The sequence below is a fragment of the Dictyoglomus sp. SSW genome (genome assembly GCF_055181335.1).
The window spans coordinates 1294464-1312067 of the sequence record NZ_CM143705.1; the positions used below are offsets into that span (position 1 = coordinate 1294464).

The window sequence follows — 17604 nt, forward strand, 5'->3', positions numbered from 1 at the left end:
TTTGCCCTCCTATAGATATGTGGCAAGAGATCTTGAGGGAAGAAGATATAAAGGTATAATTGAAGCAACCAATGAAAGAGAAGCAAGAAGAATTCTAAAATTAAGGAAATTATATGTAATATCCTTAAAAAAAGAATCCTCATTATGGAAAACTTTAACCTATAAAAAGAAAGTTACTCTTCCAGAGCTTGTTTTATTCACATCCCAATTTGCAACTCTTTTAAGATCTGGAATTATTCTTACAGAATGTCTTACAACTTTATCATCTCAAACCAACAATCCTTATTTTAGAGATATACTTAATGATGTAAGAAAAAGTGTTGATTCTGGATTGAGTCTATCAGAGGCTCTTTCTAAATATCCTAATGTATTTCCCAAAATATTTATAAGCTTAGTGAGAACGGGTGAAATTACAGGAAGTCTTGATATTATGTTGGAGAGACTTTCAAGGTATTTTGATGAACAACATGAATTAAGGGAAAGAATAAAATCAGCTACTACTTACCCTATAATAGTTATGGTTGCTGCAATCTTGGTTGTAATATTTATGCTAACTTTTGTAGTGCCTACTTTTCAAAGAATCTATGGGAGAACTAATGTACCTCTTCCTCTTCCCACAAGGATTACTATATTATTAGGAGATTTTGTTAAGAAAAATCTATTTATTATTTTTATCTTGTTTTTTTTGATTATTATTGGAATAAAACAAGCCCTAAAAATTAAAAAGATAAAAAGATGGTGGGATGAGTTTAAACTGAATATTCCTAAAATAGGCAATCTGTGGCGAAAAGTGTTACTTAATAGATTTACTAGTACCTTTTATGTACTTATAACAGGTGGAATATTAATAACCCAATCTTTGGAAATCCTTGAAGACGTAATGGGAAATCTATATTTCTCAGAGAATCTTAGAAAAATCCTTTCTGGGGTTTTGGAGGGAAGAAATTTATCAGAGCTTATTGATGAGAATGTATTTACCCCTCTTTTAAAGCAAATGATAGCAGTAGGGGAGAGGAGTGGAAGATTGGATTCTATGCTAGAAGAATATAGTAGATTTTCCCAAAGAGAGATAGAGATTGGAACAAAAAGAATAACCTCTCTAATAGAACCTGCATTAACATTGTTTTTAGGTATTGTAGTTTTCTTCATTGTTATATCAATGTATCTCCCAATGTTTAATATGGTAAGACTTTTTAGAAGGTAGGAATTAATACTTGGTATATGATAAATTTGTGATATAATTTAGTAAAGATAATAATTTTTAAATTTTGGGAAAGGAGGTGAGTTATTTGAAAAATAGTAAAGGTTTCTCCTTGTTAGAGCTTTTAGTTGTAGTAGCTATTCTTGGAATCCTTATAGCTATCGCATTACCAAGATATTTTGATGCAGTGGCAGATGCTAAAAGAAATGCTCAGAGAACAAATATAGCAATAATAAGAACGAGCTTAGAATATTATAGGAACAAAAATAACACATATCCAACAGATACACAGACATTTGTTAATTTCTTAAAAGATCCTAACTACTTCTCAGAAACACCAGTATGTCCGTATAATGGGCAAACATATACTTCTCAAGGATCTGCACCTGCTACTTGGGATGAGAGTAATGCTCATATATTAGTTTATCAAGGTTCAGCAAAATCCTATACTTTATCTTATACATCTCCATAGTTTTGTAACTATATTTATGCCCCGAAGCTTGTCTTCGGGGCTTTTTGTTAATAAATGAAGAAACTTTTTAATATCTTAAAGCTTAAAAAAATTATAAGTCCATTATTATATACTCTTCTTACATGTATTTTATTAATTCTTCTTTATATGTTTTTTAATATATTTTTTTGGTTAGGGGTACAAGCATTTATAATTTCCCATGAGATAGTAATAAATGCAAACTATGCTCTACAGCTTTCAGTTTTAAAAAATGAAAAAGTAGTCTTTGATTTTTATTACTCTTCTAAGACAAATTCTATTCAATTTTATTGGATGTATGGGGAAAAAACAAAAAAAAATATATCTTTCTCCTCATCTTATTCCCTCAGGTATAAGAGCATATAGCCCAAAAGGGACTTATACTTTTTATTTTGAAAATGGAAATATATATCCAGAAGGTGAAATATCACTTTCAACATTTTTTACAAAGAGAGTTATAAAGTTTTATAAAAATGGAAAGGTGAGTTTTTAAAACTTCTTGTAAAAACTTTTAAAGATTTGATAAAATAAAAACATGAAAAAGGGGTTTTCATTCTTAGAGGTTATAGTAGTAATATCCATCTTAGGAATCCTTTTATGGATTACATATAACTCTATATTGAGTAAACCGGACTCTAAAATATTATTACAGAATACTACAAATCAATTTATTCAGGATATAAGATATATAAGACAAAGAGCAATAATTAATAAAACTGACTGGATATTAATAATCTCACCTCAGGCATATACTTCCTATACCTTCCTTGATGATAAGGGAAAGATTGTAACAAGATTTTTTAATAATATTTCTGTAAATACAACTGCTACTTTATTTTCCTTTGATAGAGATGGCAATTTTACAGCTGATTATACAGAAACTTATGCCATTTTAACATTAATAATTGATAATTATACTTCTACTATAAGGATAAATTCCTTAGGTTTTATTGAAGTGGAAGGTTTATGAAAAGAGGTTTTACCTTCTTAGAAGTTTTGATATCAATACTTATTTTAGGAATATTTATGGCATCCTTTGGAGTTGGGTTATACCATATTTTAAATGAGGATGATATGGAAAAAATTGAAAGTACATGCTTAGAATTATCTGAAAGAGTTATAGAAGATTATAGAAAAACTATTTTAGCCAATTGGACAGCTTCTTTTCCCATTTCTGGAAATTTTGCTAGTATTGGATATACAAGCTATCTTTATACAATAAGCATTACAAACATTACAAATTCACTAAGACAATTTACAATTACAGTTTGGAATGATGCAAATAATAACAATACATTAGATAATTTTGAGGGTAAAGCAGTTCTTGTTAGTTTAATATCAAGAAGGAGATAATAATGAGGAATGGCTTAACCCTAATTGAAGTGATTATAGGTGTTTTAATATTAGGAATGATTGCTCTTCTTCTTGCCAATGTTCTTATAGGAACCATAGATCTTTTTGGTAGAAAACAAGAATCTCAAGAAATATTCTCAAATGCCCAAATAATTCTCGATAGATTAACAAGAGAGATAAGACAAGGATCTCAAGTGTTAGATATAAGTTCTGCTACTGATACCCTTGGTAAACTTTCCATTCAGCTTTGTACAGGAGATATAAGAAGTTTCTCCTACACATTATATAATGGAAAATATTATTTTACTGTTGATGGGGAGATTCAAGCGGGTCCAATAAAAGAGCTTAGGTTTATTGGATATGATTTTAATGGTACCTACACCACATTGACATCTACTATAAGAACTCTATCAATTACACTTGTCATGGACAATAATGAAAAACATATGACTTTGGTATCTTTAAGAACTCAAGTCCAACCACAGTTATCAGGTATATTCATTACTGAGATTATGTATTATCCTGCAAGTCTTGATAAAAATGGAAATTCTCAAGATGAAAGAGATATGGAATTTATTGTTCTGTATAATGGAACAACTTATACTGTAAACTTATATGGTTGGAGAGTTAATAGAACTACAAGAATTTTTGACAGTCCTTCAGGAAGCTTTTTATTAACACCTGGTAATTATGCTATTATAGGAGGAAAAGATTCAAATTTAACTAATTTTTACAATCTTCCATCTTCCTATTTATATTTGAAAACACAGCAAAGAGGTCTTTACTCTGCAAATGGGGAGATGCCTGATAATTATGGATCTGTTGTTATAGAGGATGATAGGCAAAATGTAATTGATCAAGTAGATTATTCCTATACTTGGGGTGGTTATCCATCGGGTAATAATTATTATTCTCTTCTTCGTAAATCTATATCAGCTCCCTCCAATGATCCGTCAAATTGGAGAAATAGTCTTTGTTTAAATTATTATACTTCAAGCTTGTACGTTTACTGCTTAATTCCGAGATTGATTATTAATGAAGTAATGTATTATCCTCCAACATTTGATAGGAGTGGTAATAATAGAGGAGAAAGAAATATGGAATTTATTGAATTATATAATCCTACAACCCAAACTATAAATATTCAAAACTGGAGTATAAATAATAATAGATTTAATACTGTTGTGGTAGGATCATGGAATATTCCTCCCAATGGATATGCAATAATTGGTGGAAGTAATTCAACTCTCAATACGTCCTATAATATTCCAGGATCTTATACTTACATAAGAACGCGAAATTCGGGTCTTGGAGGGGGCACATCCCTTTTACCAAATAACTCTGGCAATGTGGTATTAAGAGATAATTATAATAATATAGTAGATCAAGTAAGTTATTCTTTAACCTGGGGTGGTTACAGAGTATATTTGTCTCAACCTCCTAATTACTATTATTATCACTATTCTTTAGAAAGAAAACATATTTTTGGAAATTCTCAAGATCCTGCCAATTGGGAAAGTAGTAATATACTAAATTATTATTTCTTAAGACTAAGGAAAATTGGCTCAATTATATACTATTATCATTATTATTCTTATTGTACACCAGCTTCTAAAAATTCAATAATGCCATGAGAAAAGGACAAATTTTAGTTGCAGTTTTATTGGTTTTTGCTATACTTAGCTTAGTAATAAGTGGAGTTATATCTATGTGGGAGGGGAATATTAAAAGTATTTCTGCCCAAATAGGAGAAAAACAAGCGTTATATCTTGCAGAAGGAGTAGCTGAGATAGCTATTTATAGTTTAACATGGCTAGTAAATCCATCAGCTTATTTTGCTAATACTTATACCTTTTCCTTTACAGGCTTTTGGGGGACTGCAAAATTGGAATATAATTATAATAGTACAGAAAATTCATTTGTTATTTCTGCAACAGCCCAAGTTGAATCGGTATATACAGGAGAAAGTTACATTTATACAAGAGCCTTAAATATAGAAGGAGTAAGAACTGGGACTTCTGCTCCATATTCTCTTACTATAAATAAGTGGACAGAGGAATGATATGTTGTCTATTCATTGGATTGATGGAAAGTTAAATATAGGGCAAGTAAATATTAAAGGTAAAAAAGTTGAATTAAAAAATAAATTTACCTTCGAAATACCAAAAGGAGATTTCTGGAATAGAAAAAAAGATGTAGAAGAGATAAAGAAAACATTAAATGAATTTTTAAAGAAGAATAAAATTAAAGATAATAATGCGGTTGTTTCTTTTGAGAATAAAGATATAATGATGAGGATCGTAGAGTATCCAAAGATGTCTGTTAAGGAGCTTGAAACCTATATTCTGGATGATTTAGAAGAATCTCAAGGTATAAGTTTAGATAATTATTCTATATCCCTTTCTCCCATATTGGATGATAAAGATAAAGTAAAACTTATTGTTGCAACTTTACCAAGGGTTATAATAAATTCTTTTAAAGATATTTTTGAAAATAATAAAATATCTCTTATTCGTTTTGAGCCAACCTCTTTAACAATTTTTAGATATCTATTATACACACAAAAGGAAAATATTGCCTCTGTTATATTCATTGGAAATGATACTACTGATCTCATATTTTTGAATAATAGAAGATTATTTTCCTTTATAAATTTAAGTGTTGGTATCAATGATTTTACAAACTTAGATTCCTTAGATATAGATCCAGCCTATATAAGTTGGAAAGAAGAAATGATCACCTATTTAAATAGTGGTTTATATGACATAGAAGAAAAATCTGTGGTTATTGTAGGAGAAGATGATAAGTTTTTAAATATAGGAGTTAATCTGTTGGAAAATTTATCATTAACTTTCAAAGCCAGCTTAATACAAGAGACAAGTTTACCCCTCTTAGGCTCAATTCTTTATAGAGAGAAGATTGTACCAGATCTCAATTTTATAAGGTCGAAAATAGATATTGATAGAGAGCTCATTACCCGTTCTTTATTATCTCTGCTTTTATCTTTATCTTTACTATTTCCCTTGAATTTCTATTTGGATCTTAGAATTAGAGATTTAAATAGAAGAATACAAAGTTTGAGTCAAGAGATAGCAAAATATAATGATCAGATTTTTAATTTAAGAAAACAAGTGGATGATGGCAATTTGTTGTTGCAAACCTTAGAAGGATGGCTTGACGAAAGATCATCTGTTGCGTTACCTTTTCTGTTTCTTTCCGATCTTAAAAATTTTGTTCCAAGAAGTTGTTGGCTTACAAATTTTCAGATTGGCTTAGATAGAAAAATTATTATTGAGGGATATAGTCTTGATACCGAAGGAGTAGCAGATTTAATGCTTGCTTTATCTCAATATGAAAGAGTTAAAAACATAAAATTGGAAAGTTCAGTTTTAGAGATTGTTGGAGATAAACCTGTTCAAAAATTTAGAATGATAGGCTATATAAAATGAGAGAGAAAATTCATATTTTTATTTTTTTATTAATATTTCTCTTAGGCTTAATCCTTTTTATAATGCCTAAATATAGTCAGGTTAATAAACTGGTGAACCTTTATAGAAATAAGAGATTAGAGTTAGAGAATACTATTGAGAGTTTAACTATTCTTAGGGATACATTAAATAAAATAGAGGAGAGGAAGAAATTGATTTTTGCTGATAGAAATTTTCTTTTTCTAAGAGAGGATGAGATCCCTATCTTTTATAAAGATTTAAGTATAGTAATAAAGAAAAATAATATAAAATCTTTTGAAATAAAACCAGGGGATATGGAAGATGTGAAAGATTTACCAGAAAATTTTCCACTAAAAATGCAAAAACTACCTATAGAATTAAGATTAGTAGGAAGCTATAATCAATTTTTAGATTTCTTTAGAAATCTTTATAACCAGAACTATCCTATAAGTTTTACCCAAATACAATTAACAAATAATGAAAATGGTAACCTTATCTTATATACATCCTTTGATATATATATTCTTAAAGGAGGAGAGGAATAAGTGACTAAATTAGAATATTTTTTAGGATCATTATTAATAATATCCATGGGTTTAAATACATATTTAGTGTTAAATGTAGATAGGATAATATCTAAGGAAGATTATATAGAAATTGTAAATGTGAAAAAAGCTTCCTTGGAAACAGACAAAAATGTTAATATAAAACTACCTGATATAAAACCATTAAAAAGCTATAAATTAGTATTAGGGAGAGATGATCCTTTCGCTCCTCTTGTAAAAGTAAAGGAAGAAAAAAATACAACTACAAGTCAAAATATAAAAACTATTAATAATCTTTTTGTAGAGGAGAAAGAATCTTCTGAGGATAAGTTTCCATATGAGCTTAAAGGTATTTTAAAAGGAGAAGAAAAAGAATTAGTCATTCTTGAAAAAGTAGGAGAAGATAAAGGCACAATTTTAGAGAAAGGAAATCAAATAGATGGATATAAGATTTATAATATAGATGTGGAAAAAGGAGAGGTAATATTAAGGAAAGGAAATATTTCTTATAAATTAAAAATGAGAATTTAATAAGCTATAGGAAGTTCTTCTAAAAAGACTGCACCTTTAAATTTTATCTCCTTATTTCTGTAGATATTTTGATATCTTCTTTGAGCTCTTATAGTTACTTCCACTTGTTGTATATTTATACTTCTCGATGTTATGGAGTTTGTATAGGTTGTATATGTGTAAGCTGATGTTACATCAACAACATAATAATTTACTGTAAATCCATTATTTATTATATAATCAGCTATAACCTTAGGTCCTTCACCAGTAGTAAAGGTAATGTTTGTAGGATAATTAATTATTTTTGCAAGTTTAATAACTCTAGTTCCTCCTGTTTCTACAACAGTTAAAGTAAAAGTATTATATTGAGGAGCCCAGTTTATAAATTTTTTGTAATAGAGGAGCATTCTTGAATTTGGTAACAATGCATCTTGAGGATTTCTTGGTACAGATAAATATGCATTTAAATAATATCCTCCTGATGTGGGTGAAATAGTTAATAGTTTATTATAGGATACTTTTTCATTTATATTCAAATTAAAACGAGAATTATCCCTCAAAACAATATTCACATCAGGAGGATATATGAAAATACTTTTCAGAACCGAATCTAATATTTGAGACTTTGCTGTAGATAGTTGATCATACATTTCTCTATCGAGCCTTTGAACAATAAGATCCCTTTGTATAGCAAACCACATACTAAAAGCAGAAGCTAATACTATAAAAAGAATGGTAATTGATATTATTAATTCTGGTAAAGACATTCCTTGTTTCATGGCCTTGAAATAACTCCTACAATTTCAGCTAATGGATTTTCATATCTTTTTGGTGGACTTCCAGGTCCTGGCTTGTGGAAACTGGTATCAGTTTTTCCATCTCTTTTTGTGTAATATACCCTAATTGTAATTCTCTTTAGTATGACTGTGGAAGTTCCAGGTTGATAGTAATCCTTAATTAAAAATTGTACAGCATATTTGGGAGATCCATTTACTTGAGGTATGCTCATGAATTGTGTATAGATCATATCACCACCTGAAGGATCAGCTGGAATAGCTGGACATATTGTTGGAATAGCTGGGATCGCCCCTTGGACATTCTGCTTTTCATTTTCATTTAAAGATAAAAAGTTATCAAGACTATTCCCAGACCAAACCTTAATTGTTTCTATGATGTTTTTAGCTATGTCTTGAGCTTCAGCTCTATCTTTCAATCTTTTATTTAAGGTAAAACTTAACACTGTTGCTCCTGTTGCTCCTAAGACAAGAACCATCAAAATTATAGCAAAAATTACCACTCCAATTAAGGATTGTCCTTTTTCTCTTTTATTTTTCATACCATCACCCCCTAAGGTTACTCGGTAAACTCCACAAATGGAGGATAAGGACCTCTTTTATTATGATTCTCATTCTCCTTTTTGATTGGATTTGTATATGTATTTTTCTCTTCAATCTCCAAATTAATATCCCTTTCTACTTTACTCTTTATTTCCATAGATGAATATTCTTCGGTTTTTGAAGGTATCAATCTAAATATGAGAATCACTATAAATATGCCTATACTGATTATTAGCAATATTCTATCTAAATCTTTCATCTCCAGCTCTCCACCCATGAATCTATAGTTACCCATCTCTGGGTTTGAGGATTACCTTCCTGAATAGTTCTATTAGTAGTAGGGAAATATGGAGGTGCATACCCAGTACGCATTCTATAATCATACCAGAAATCTCTCCCATAACCGCTTTGAGGAACCGGATTACCATTTCTATCGGTGGTAAATGTACCAAAAGCACCATAATTTTTGGATATAATACCACCTAAAAGGTGCACATCTCCCGCAGGAGACCTAGTGTTATAGTTAGCTACTTGTACCACCCCATTGGGGGCCATAAGTACTGCATGGATATTAGGATCTTGTAGTGGAGTTCCGTTACTATTTTTAGGATCAAGAATTATATTGCCAGTTTCTGCGAGGAGTCCAAGTACATTTATAGCATCGGGATTGTTTCTTGGATCTTCCTCATAGGTTATATGATGTGTTATAGTTATACCACTTTTAGCAACCACAGTAATTCTTTGATCTTTTTGCACTATGCCTTTTATACTTGTGACACTTCCATTTACATAGATTACTCCATTGGGAATTTTATTTATTTCTATAGTTTTACTACCTATTTTTACATAAGTTTTATTATTTTGGGTATCAATAGTGAATACATAAGTATTTGATCCTTGGGTTATAGTATAAACTGCTCTTCCTAATGAATCTTTTCCAAGTTCTATACTTGCATCACCCTGTACATATATTCCTCCACCATTGGCTATTGTTATGGTATATATTCCATTATCAGGTGCCTGATTACTAACGGGTAGACCAAGGTACTGTCTTATAATAGAGTATGTGGGTGAATAGGTTGGAAAATTATCATTAGGGAAGTAGGATAGTGCAGCGTAAAGCTGAGTATAAGCTACGGTAGGAAGATTAATTGCAGGAGCACCTCTGACAAATCCTTTTGCAAAATAGGGAATATCTCTTGGAGGATTACTATCCGCATCAAGCCTTCTTTGATTTCCTCCATTGTAAAATAGAGCTGTTCGTGAATAGGAAGACACTTCATCAAAAAATTGTGGTGTATATGCAAAAGCAAATTCTCCATTGGTATGGACAGGACCATAGAATCTTGTCCTGTCTGTAAACCAAACTCTTGTTGTACCATCTCCCATTACATGTCTATCAGTAAATAATGCAAATCTTGCAAAATTTTCCTTTCTCAATACTCCCTCAATTTTACCTGTTACTGTTACCTCAAGGCTAATAGGTGGATTAAAGTTTATTTTTCGACCCAAACAGGTTATTGTATATACATAAGTATAGCTAATTTCATCGGTCGTCCCACCTCTTACCACTGCACTATAGCTTGCCAAACTAAAAGAGTAATCTAATATAGAGTAAACAGTAGTAGGATCTACTTGAGATGTACTGGTATAAATGTAATTAATTGTATTAACAAGGTTTGAGTTATTTTTTGATAGAACATATGAGAGAAAATCACTATCTATATCTGTTAGTTTTCGCCTTGTCAATTGGTCTTTTAGGTAATATCTGGCTGTAGTAAGAACAGTTTTAATACCGACTTGAGTAGCATAAAGCACTTGATCTCTTGCCTGATTTCTACGGGTAAAAAAGGATTGTTCAATAGGGAAGTTTACAACAAGGGCAATCAAAGCAGTAATAAAGATAGCAAAGGTAATCGCCGTGATTAAGCTTATATCTCCTTTCTCCCCCTTTTTACCTCTCATTTGTTAACACTCCTTATTAATATTTAAGGTCTTTCTAAAATATATTATACACATAAAAAACAAAAAATAAACCTTTCTTTATTTAAATTCAAAAGAAGTGTGAGAATTTCTAATGGCTAATTTAAATATAAATTCAAACTATAATCTTAATACATCATCGCAATCTTACCTGTAGTAGTTATCTTTATAGAATAAGAGAGATTTATAGTTAAATTTTTACCTGTTATTACTAAACCATTATTACTTGTAATATTAGTGTCCGAAGACAATCTTCTGCCATTTAATGAATTAACAATCTTCGCCTGCCCTCTAATCTCATCCGTATTTCCACCTGCTTTAAATACAATTACCAAATAGTTTTTGCCATTTATGTTTAGAGTAGGTGATACCAATTGCATTTTTATGTTTCTTGGAAACTTTACATTCTTAAAGTATCTAGAGGTTGTATCTCCTGGAACAAAATGTAAATTATAAGTTTGAGGATTTTGTAGCATTCCATATTGCATAAATTCAACATAATATTCATCTTCACCAATGTACGCAATAAGGTCTTGTTGTTGAGTAATAGCTTTTTCTCTTGCGATCCTTAAATCTTGAGCAAGTTGCCAAATTGTATTTTCCAAAGCTTTTCTTTCATAAAAATTTCGCAGAGTCGGAACACCAATTATTGCAATAATAGCTAAAACAGCAAGGACAATATATAATTCTATTAAGCTAAACCCTTTTCTCATAGCTTTACACTAACTATAGGATTTAAAGATCCTATATAATTTTCAGAAACAGTTTTAGTTATAATCTCTGACCATTTATTCCTTAATACCTTTCCTGCTGAAGATGTAACTTCAAAAGAAACACTAACATACTTCTTTGGCTCTCCCATTAATGGAGGTGGAGCAATGGTATTATTAGCAAGCCTATTGTCATAAATTATATTCTGCTTTCCATTAAAAGTAACTCCCTGGGTACCTCCATAACCCCCACCAATGACAGCTCCAAATATAGTAGATTCACCATTAAAGGTGACGTTACTATAAGGAGCATACATTAGTCCATGATACTCTACACTTCCATTTACTACTATTCCACCATTAGATCCTTGTCCAAGAGAAACAAGGGCAGAAATACTTTTATCATCCAAGTATTTTATTCCCTGAGCTCCATTAAATTGTATCTTCTTAGTGGAAATTATAGTACCCGAACCTTTTATCTTGACTATTCCATTAAAAGTTACATCTCCATTTACCCATATAACGCCTGGAGATGAAAATTCAAGAGTACAATCACCATTAAAAGTAAGATTACCATTAATATACAAGGCTACTGGGGGATTGGTTGAAGTAGGATTTATTTTCACGTTTCCAACAGCATTTAAAGTTAAAGCTCCATTTATATAATAAGGTACATTTGTCCCATTGTAAGTTCTTCCGTTTACTACAAGACTATAATTATTGTAAGTGGTTAAAGATCCATTATGAATAACTCCTGATGAGCTTGCTATCTGTTTTATCTGATCCTCTAAAGGAAGGGGTATTTGTGGCAATGATTCTTTTTGATTGTAAATTATTTGTCCTCCTATGTATGTACCACCTTCTATTATATTAACAGGATTTGCTTCTTGAGGTAGTGAGGTTATTACATTGCCATATATTTTTGCTCCTCCCCCCAAGTTTGCTGTTCCGTCTACGTATAGATCTCCATTACTATACTGAGTAGTATAGGTACCATTGGGAGATATATTTCCCGAATATATTTTAGTATCTCCATTTATAGTTAGGCCATTTCCAGACCAGACTGCATGAGTAAAAGCGGGCGGTATTATAGTATTAGTATAATCTTTAATAATTTGTGCTAATATACTTCCAATTTTAGCGGAGGAATAAATTGACCTAATCTTACTTGGGTTGTTTAAATAATATCCAGTAATTCTTATATGAAATTCTCCATTACTCCCACTGTCATCAGTGTATTGAACATTAGTCCTTAAGACAACCCAACGATTGGTTGTTCTAAGATTACTATCTAAGGTAGATAAACGATATGTATTATTTGAATAGAATTCTTGTACCAAAGTATTTTCATTTATTTCGGATACGTTTGGAATTAAATAATACATTCCGCTATTATTTAATCCAACTACTTTGTATAATTTCTTTTCGGATAGATCGTACAAGTAACTTCCATAATTATCTAAAATATCCCAAAGAGACCCAGAACTTTTAATAGCCTGAGAATAATTGCTATAATCTGCTCCTACAGCACTATATGGGTTTAATGTAGTGTTTAGATCAACTACTTCTCCACCATTGATTTTAGAAAGAAGTAAACTCAAAGTATAATAAGCTGATGCTTTTTTGATCATATTTTCGTCAGTTAGTTTTTGGGATATTATATTTAAACCCCTGTAAATATCTGAGTTTGTGTCAAGTACAGATGAAAGTAGTAGTTTAGAAAAATCGTTTATAGTAAGTAGAGTATTATCAAGCATCAAATCACATACGACAAGTAAATTATCCGACATTTTTTCCTCACTAAAAAGAACATCCTTAGTCAAAGCAGTATTAAGAAGAGTTATCGAGATTCCAAGAAGTATGAAACCAAGAAAAATCACCAATACAATAGTCGAATACCCTTTCTCCTTAATTTTAATCATAGCTAAACTCCCCCCAGTCAGAAAAATTATTTATTGCCTTAGAGAAATTAGAAAAGTCCTATATATACTCATGGTATTTCCATAAGGAAGAATAGATTCTGCGAAAATTTCCACCTCTACAACTCTTGGATCCCAAAAGGGTCTCCTTATAATTACGTTTCTAAAAACTTTCTCTGTTAATGGTTGGCTATTTATTATTTGTTGAAAAGTAGTTCCATTATCGTTAGATAAATTTAGAGAATAAAGAATAGATCTCATTCCCCTTGAGTTGGCAGTACCAGGTAGATAAACAATTTTTCTAATATGATTATTTTCATCTATAGTACTAAATTCAATAAGCCTGCTCTGACTAAAGTCAGAAGTACTATCATTTAAGCTTGAGTAGGAAGGAAAAGTTATAGTATAAGCTTGTCTTAAATCATTAGAAAGTTGTTGAATGAAAATACTCATATCATCGAGAATTTCATTATATATTTGTTGGGAACGGGATATTTGAAAAGAATAGAGAAGAGCACCAAATATTAAAGAGAAAATGATCATGAATATAACAATAACTATTAAAGTCTCTACAAGGGTAAAACCTTTATCTTTTTTAATTTTCATCCTAATCTCCCCAAGTCATTATTTGATTTGCTACCTCATAAGAGTATTCTTTACCACCATAAATCCAAAAGACTCTTACAAGAACATCATAAAATTGGACATGTTCTGGATCACTAGTATATCTTTTTCTTGCTATAATTCTTGTAAGAATCCTAAAACCTTCATAGTTCATGGTACTTTTTATTAAACTGGCATCGTTAGTGTAGTGAGGATCATAGTCAGGAGAATTTGGATTAGTTTTTTCAACATCATTTGTATAAATTTTAGGTATATAAGTTCCTTTTGCCTTGAAAAGATTTTTGGATATGTTTTTAGAATATTTAACCAAAGGAATTAAATTAGTAGTTTTATCTTTTCCATTATCGAGGTTGGCATCAGAAGCTCCAAAGGGAACAAATCCTTGTAGGACAGAATAGAAAGATTGAGGCTTATCATTATAAGTTTGATAAGGAAGAGAAGGATTAACATTTATGACTAATGGATCGCCGTTTATATCTACAAGCCCAGGATAATAATGATAAGAATCATTACCCAATGTATAACTAGTACCATATGTGGATCCATATTTGGCATCTATAATAGATCCTTTTCCTGGATTATTTTGATAATTAACATTTCTTGATCTTATATATTCAACAGTAAAAAAGGCTATATTTTTTGCCATCTCTGAAAGCTCTGTTTTTTTTATTTTTTCTCCAGAAGAGATAAAAACAGGAAGAGAAAAACTCATAATAATAAGCAAAATAGTCATGCTTACCAGAAGTTCTACCAAAGAAAACCCTTTCAATTTTTTAATTAAAGTCACACCCATCACCCTAATGTTGTATCTATTTTCCTTTAGTACTGATTACTTTTTACTTTTTATAAATTATACCAAAAATTTATAATTTTTATTCAATTGTTTAAATAAATAAAGAAAGTTGATTTATTATGCTTTTAACTTTACATAATATATATTATCGGAAGTAAAAATAAAAATAGGAAAATTCATATAAAAATTTCATCTAACCCTCTTTACAAAAAAAATTTTGTATGATAATATTCCTGATTAAATATAAAAAATCAAAGGCGATGAAGAGGAGCAGTATGTAGATTTGCATATTTTACAGAGAGCCAGGGGGTTGGTGTGACCTGGTGTTGCGGTCTATAGAACTCGCCTCGGAGCTTGAAATCTGAAACTTTTAGTAGGATTTCACGTATCTCTGCGTTAAAGAGAAGAGAGGCCTTAAGTATAATTATCTTAAGGCAATAAAGGTGGTACCGTGGGAGCTTCTCATCCTTGTTGTGGTTGAGAAGCTTTTATTTTAAGAAAGGAGGTAAAAATATCATGCAGATGACAGTAGCTGAAGCAATAATAAAATATATGCAGGAAGAAGAAGGGATTGAAATATTATTTGGTTATCCGGGTGGTGCTGTCATAAGTTTTTATGATGCATTATATAATTCTACCCTTAAGCACGTATTAGTAAGGCATGAGCAAGGTGCAGCTCATGCTGCAGATGGTTATGCGAGATCAACAGGTAAAGTTGGTGTATGTGTGGCTACCTCTGGCCCAGGAGCTACCAATTTAGTGACAGGTATAGCAACAGCATATATGGATTCTACTCCAATCGTGGCTATAACTGGACAGGTAAGAACTTCTGCTATAGGAAAAGATTCATTTCAAGAAGTAGATACCCGTGGTATAACCATGCCAATTACTAAACATAATTATCTATTGAAAGATCCAAGTGAGGCACTAAGAATAATTAAAGAAGCTTTTTATATAGCAAAAACAGGTAGAAAAGGTCCTGTTTTAATTGATATTCCAGCAGATGTATTTTCTTCAAAAATTGAATACTCTGTACCTAACAAAGTAGAACTTCTTGGATATCGTCCTAATTATGAACCACATCCATTACAACTTAGAAAAGCTGCCCAATTAATAAAAGAGTCAGAAAGACCAATTATACTGGCAGGTGGTGGAGTAATATCTTCAGATGCTTCTACAGAGCTTATTAAATTTGCAGAAAAAATTAATACTCCTGTAGTAACCACATTAATGGGAAAAGGCTCTATACCAGAAGATCATGAGTTATGTTGTGGATTTATAGGGATGCATGGGGCTGCTTATGCAAATTATGCTATAAATGAAAGTGATCTTATTATTGCTATAGGAGTAAGATTTAGTGATAGATCTACAGGAAAAGTAGAAACCTTTGCTCCACATGCTAAGATAATTCATATAGATATAGATCCAGCTGAAGTTGGTAAAAATGTTTCTGTTGATATACCTATTGTGGCAGACGCTAAAAGAGCTTTAGAGAAATTGTGCGAGATAGTAGAGCCAAAACATAATCCTATCTGGTGGGAAAAGATTAAAGAATGGAAGACTAAGTATCCTTTAAGATATAGATGGTATGATGATGAAATAGTACCCCAGTATGTAATTGAAAAAATCTATGAAAAAACCAAAGGAGAAGCTATAGTAGTCACAGAAGTAGGACAAAATCAAATGTGGGCTGCCCAGTTTTATAAAGTAAAAAGACCTAGACAATTTATTACTTCTGGTGGCTTAGGAACGATGGGATTTGGATTTCCAGCCTCAATAGGAGCCAAAATAGCAAATAAAGATAAAATTGTTATTGATATAGCAGGTGATGGAAGTATACAGATGAATATTCAGGAATTAGCTACTGCCTCAGCAGAGAAACTACCTGTTAAGATCTTTGTTTTAAATAACAGCTGTCTTGGCATGGTCAGACAGTGGCAAGAACTTTTTTATAACAAGAGATATGCATGTACATTATTAGATGTAGCTCCTGATTTTGAAAAATTAGCAGATGCATATGGAGCATATGGGAGAAAAGTTACTAAAATTGATGAACTAGAAGATGCTATCGAGTGGGCACTGAATATAAACGATGCTCCAGTAATAGTAGATATTAAAGTAAAAAGGGAAGCTAATGTCTTTCCTATGATCCCAGCCGGTGGTTCTATTGATAAAATGATGATTGACTAAAGGAGGCGAATGTTTTATGCAACATACCTTATCATTAATTGTAGAAAATAAGCCTGGAGTATTAGCAAGAATTGCAGGACTCTTTAGTAGAAGAGGTTATAATATAGAGAGTTTAGCAGTTAATACCACAGAAACTCCTAATCTTTCTCGTATTACATTAGTTGTAAATGGAGATGAAAAGGTATTAGAGCAAATAACAAAGCAAGCTTACAAACTAATAGAAGTTATTAAAGTTAATGATTTTACAGGTGTTCCTGTTGTAGAAAGAGAACTCGCTTTAATAAGAGTTAAATCAGATGCATCAACTCGTAGGGCTATTATAGATTTAGTTGAAATATTTAGGGCAAGTATAGTTGATGTTAGTGATAAGGATCTTATTATTGAAGTTACTGGAGATAGCGAGAAAATAGATGCCTTTAAGAAGAATTTGGAGCCATACGGAATTAAGGAAATGGTACGTACTGGAAAGATTGTTATGGAGAGAGGATTAAAATTATGAA

The 17604-nt window shown here is 31.1% G+C and carries 19 protein-coding genes and 1 other annotated feature; of the genes, 11 read left to right on the forward strand and 8 right to left on the reverse strand.

Annotated features, from left to right (window positions below; genetic code table 11):
- Position 1: 1 nt before the first annotated feature.
- The 9 genes from ACY3JM_RS06280 to ACY3JM_RS06320 all read left to right on the forward strand — a co-directional run bounded on the left by ACY3JM_RS06280 (position 2) and on the right by ACY3JM_RS06320 (position 7569).
- Positions 2 to 1204: a type II secretion system F family protein gene (locus ACY3JM_RS06280; RefSeq protein WP_463082059.1), complete on the forward strand. Its 1203-nt coding sequence runs from the start codon at positions 2 to 4 to the stop codon at positions 1202 to 1204.
- A 76-nt stretch (positions 1205 to 1280) separates the two neighbouring features.
- The gene (locus tag ACY3JM_RS06285; protein ID WP_463111805.1) at positions 1281 to 1673 is read left to right on the forward strand and encodes a type II secretion system protein; all 393 of its coding nucleotides are present in this window, start codon (positions 1281 to 1283) and stop codon (positions 1671 to 1673) included.
- Between the two features lie 553 nt (positions 1674 to 2226).
- The gene (locus tag ACY3JM_RS06290; protein ID WP_463082056.1) at positions 2227 to 2661 is read left to right on the forward strand and encodes a pilus assembly FimT family protein; all 435 of its coding nucleotides are present in this window, start codon (positions 2227 to 2229) and stop codon (positions 2659 to 2661) included.
- The gene (locus ACY3JM_RS06295; protein ID WP_463082055.1) at positions 2658 to 3044 is read left to right on the forward strand and encodes a type II secretion system protein; all 387 of its coding nucleotides are present in this window, start codon (positions 2658 to 2660) and stop codon (positions 3042 to 3044) included. Before ACY3JM_RS06290 ends, ACY3JM_RS06295 begins: the two co-directional genes overlap by 4 nt.
- Before the next feature lie 2 nt (positions 3045 to 3046).
- Entirely contained in the window at positions 3047 to 4678 is a 1632-nt protein-coding gene (locus tag ACY3JM_RS06300) for a lamin tail domain-containing protein (RefSeq protein WP_463111151.1), read from the forward strand.
- Positions 4675 to 5106 (forward strand): hypothetical protein, encoded by a 432-nt coding sequence (locus ACY3JM_RS06305; RefSeq protein ID WP_463111152.1) that lies wholly within the window; start codon positions 4675 to 4677, stop codon positions 5104 to 5106. Before ACY3JM_RS06300 ends, ACY3JM_RS06305 begins: the two co-directional genes overlap by 4 nt.
- 1 nt (position 5107) lies before the next feature.
- Positions 5108 to 6493, forward strand: coding sequence for a PilN domain-containing protein (locus ACY3JM_RS06310; RefSeq protein ID WP_463111153.1), 1386 nt, complete (start codon positions 5108 to 5110; stop codon positions 6491 to 6493).
- A 62-nt stretch (positions 6494 to 6555) separates the two neighbouring features.
- Positions 6556 to 7038, forward strand: a complete 483-nt coding sequence (locus ACY3JM_RS06315; protein ID WP_463111154.1) for a hypothetical protein — start codon at positions 6556 to 6558, stop codon at positions 7036 to 7038.
- On the forward strand, positions 7039 to 7569 hold the full coding sequence (locus ACY3JM_RS06320; protein WP_463111155.1) for a hypothetical protein: 531 nt from the start codon (positions 7039 to 7041) through the stop codon (positions 7567 to 7569).
- On the opposite strand, the gene ACY3JM_RS06325 is transcribed toward ACY3JM_RS06320, so the two are convergent.
- From ACY3JM_RS06325 to ACY3JM_RS06360, 8 genes are all read right to left on the reverse strand, one after another.
- A complete protein-coding gene (locus ACY3JM_RS06325) occupies positions 7566 to 8327 on the reverse strand; it encodes a pilus assembly FimT family protein (RefSeq protein WP_463111156.1) in 762 nt (253 codons plus the stop codon). The two genes, ACY3JM_RS06320 and ACY3JM_RS06325, sit on opposite strands and share 4 nt — an antisense overlap.
- A complete protein-coding gene (locus ACY3JM_RS06330; protein ID WP_463111157.1) occupies positions 8324 to 8884 on the reverse strand; it encodes a type IV pilus modification PilV family protein in 561 nt (186 codons plus the stop codon). Before ACY3JM_RS06330 ends, ACY3JM_RS06325 begins: the two co-directional genes overlap by 4 nt.
- Positions 8885 to 8901: 17 nt before the next feature.
- Positions 8902 to 9144 (reverse strand): hypothetical protein, encoded by a 243-nt coding sequence (locus tag ACY3JM_RS06335; RefSeq protein WP_463082050.1) that lies wholly within the window; start codon positions 9142 to 9144, stop codon positions 8902 to 8904.
- Positions 9141 to 10850, reverse strand: a complete 1710-nt coding sequence (locus tag ACY3JM_RS06340) for a DUF4900 domain-containing protein (RefSeq protein WP_463111158.1) — start codon at positions 10848 to 10850, stop codon at positions 9141 to 9143. Before ACY3JM_RS06340 ends, ACY3JM_RS06335 begins: the two co-directional genes overlap by 4 nt.
- A 146-nt stretch (positions 10851 to 10996) precedes the next feature.
- The gene (locus ACY3JM_RS06345) at positions 10997 to 11581 is read right to left on the reverse strand and encodes a pilus assembly FimT family protein (RefSeq protein WP_149123120.1); all 585 of its coding nucleotides are present in this window, start codon (positions 11579 to 11581) and stop codon (positions 10997 to 10999) included.
- Positions 11578 to 13500, reverse strand: coding sequence for a DUF7305 domain-containing protein (locus ACY3JM_RS06350; RefSeq protein ID WP_462786250.1), 1923 nt, complete (start codon positions 13498 to 13500; stop codon positions 11578 to 11580). The genes ACY3JM_RS06345 and ACY3JM_RS06350 overlap by 4 nt, the downstream gene beginning before the upstream one ends.
- A 30-nt stretch (positions 13501 to 13530) precedes the next feature.
- A complete protein-coding gene (locus ACY3JM_RS06355; RefSeq protein ID WP_149123122.1) occupies positions 13531 to 14103 on the reverse strand; it encodes a PulJ/GspJ family protein in 573 nt (190 codons plus the stop codon).
- Position 14104: 1 nt separating this feature from the next.
- Entirely contained in the window at positions 14105 to 14914 is an 810-nt protein-coding gene (locus tag ACY3JM_RS06360; protein WP_276900190.1) for a PilW family protein, read from the reverse strand.
- Between the two features lie 251 nt (positions 14915 to 15165).
- Positions 15166 to 15387, forward strand: a binding site (T-box leader).
- 43 nt (positions 15388 to 15430) lie between these two features.
- Here ACY3JM_RS06360 and ilvB point away from each other — a divergent pair.
- The gene (gene ilvB / locus ACY3JM_RS06365; RefSeq protein WP_463082048.1) at positions 15431 to 17104 is read left to right on the forward strand and encodes a biosynthetic-type acetolactate synthase large subunit; all 1674 of its coding nucleotides are present in this window, start codon (positions 15431 to 15433) and stop codon (positions 17102 to 17104) included.
- A gap of 16 nt (positions 17105 to 17120) precedes the next feature.
- The gene (ilvN, locus tag ACY3JM_RS06370) at positions 17121 to 17603 is read left to right on the forward strand and encodes an acetolactate synthase small subunit (RefSeq protein ID WP_148807603.1); all 483 of its coding nucleotides are present in this window, start codon (positions 17121 to 17123) and stop codon (positions 17601 to 17603) included.
- Position 17604 lies beyond the last annotated feature (1 nt).

Coding starts and splice junctions, on each gene's coding strand:
- ACY3JM_RS06315 (WP_463111154.1), top strand. CDS start 6,556: ATGCCTAAATATAGTCAGGTTAATAAACTGGTGAACCTTTATAGAAAT.
- ACY3JM_RS06340 (WP_463111158.1), bottom strand. CDS start 10,850: ATGAGAGGTAAAAAGGGGGAGAAAGGAGATATAAGCTTAATCACGGCG.
- ACY3JM_RS06325 (WP_463111156.1), bottom strand. CDS start 8,327: ATGAAACAAGGAATGTCTTTACCAGAATTAATAATATCAATTACCATT.
- ilvN (WP_148807603.1), top strand. CDS start 17,121: ATGCAACATACCTTATCATTAATTGTAGAAAATAAGCCTGGAGTATTA.
- ACY3JM_RS06330 (WP_463111157.1), bottom strand. CDS start 8,884: ATGAAAAATAAAAGAGAAAAAGGACAATCCTTAATTGGAGTGGTAATT.
- ACY3JM_RS06310 (WP_463111153.1), top strand. CDS start 5,108: ATGTTGTCTATTCATTGGATTGATGGAAAGTTAAATATAGGGCAAGTA.
- ACY3JM_RS06355 (WP_149123122.1), bottom strand. CDS start 14,103: ATGAAAATTAAAAAAGATAAAGGTTTTACCCTTGTAGAGACTTTAATA.
- ilvB (WP_463082048.1), top strand. CDS start 15,431: ATGCAGATGACAGTAGCTGAAGCAATAATAAAATATATGCAGGAAGAA.
- ACY3JM_RS06295 (WP_463082055.1), top strand. CDS start 2,658: ATGAAAAGAGGTTTTACCTTCTTAGAAGTTTTGATATCAATACTTATT.
- ACY3JM_RS06345 (WP_149123120.1), bottom strand. CDS start 11,581: ATGAGAAAAGGGTTTAGCTTAATAGAATTATATATTGTCCTTGCTGTT.
- ACY3JM_RS06360 (WP_276900190.1), bottom strand. CDS start 14,914: ATGGGTGTGACTTTAATTAAAAAATTGAAAGGGTTTTCTTTGGTAGAA.
- ACY3JM_RS06290 (WP_463082056.1), top strand. CDS start 2,227: ATGAAAAAGGGGTTTTCATTCTTAGAGGTTATAGTAGTAATATCCATC.
- ACY3JM_RS06300 (WP_463111151.1), top strand. CDS start 3,047: ATGAGGAATGGCTTAACCCTAATTGAAGTGATTATAGGTGTTTTAATA.
- ACY3JM_RS06350 (WP_462786250.1), bottom strand. CDS start 13,500: ATGATTAAAATTAAGGAGAAAGGGTATTCGACTATTGTATTGGTGATT.
- ACY3JM_RS06305 (WP_463111152.1), top strand. CDS start 4,675: ATGAGAAAAGGACAAATTTTAGTTGCAGTTTTATTGGTTTTTGCTATA.
- ACY3JM_RS06335 (WP_463082050.1), bottom strand. CDS start 9,144: ATGAAAGATTTAGATAGAATATTGCTAATAATCAGTATAGGCATATTT.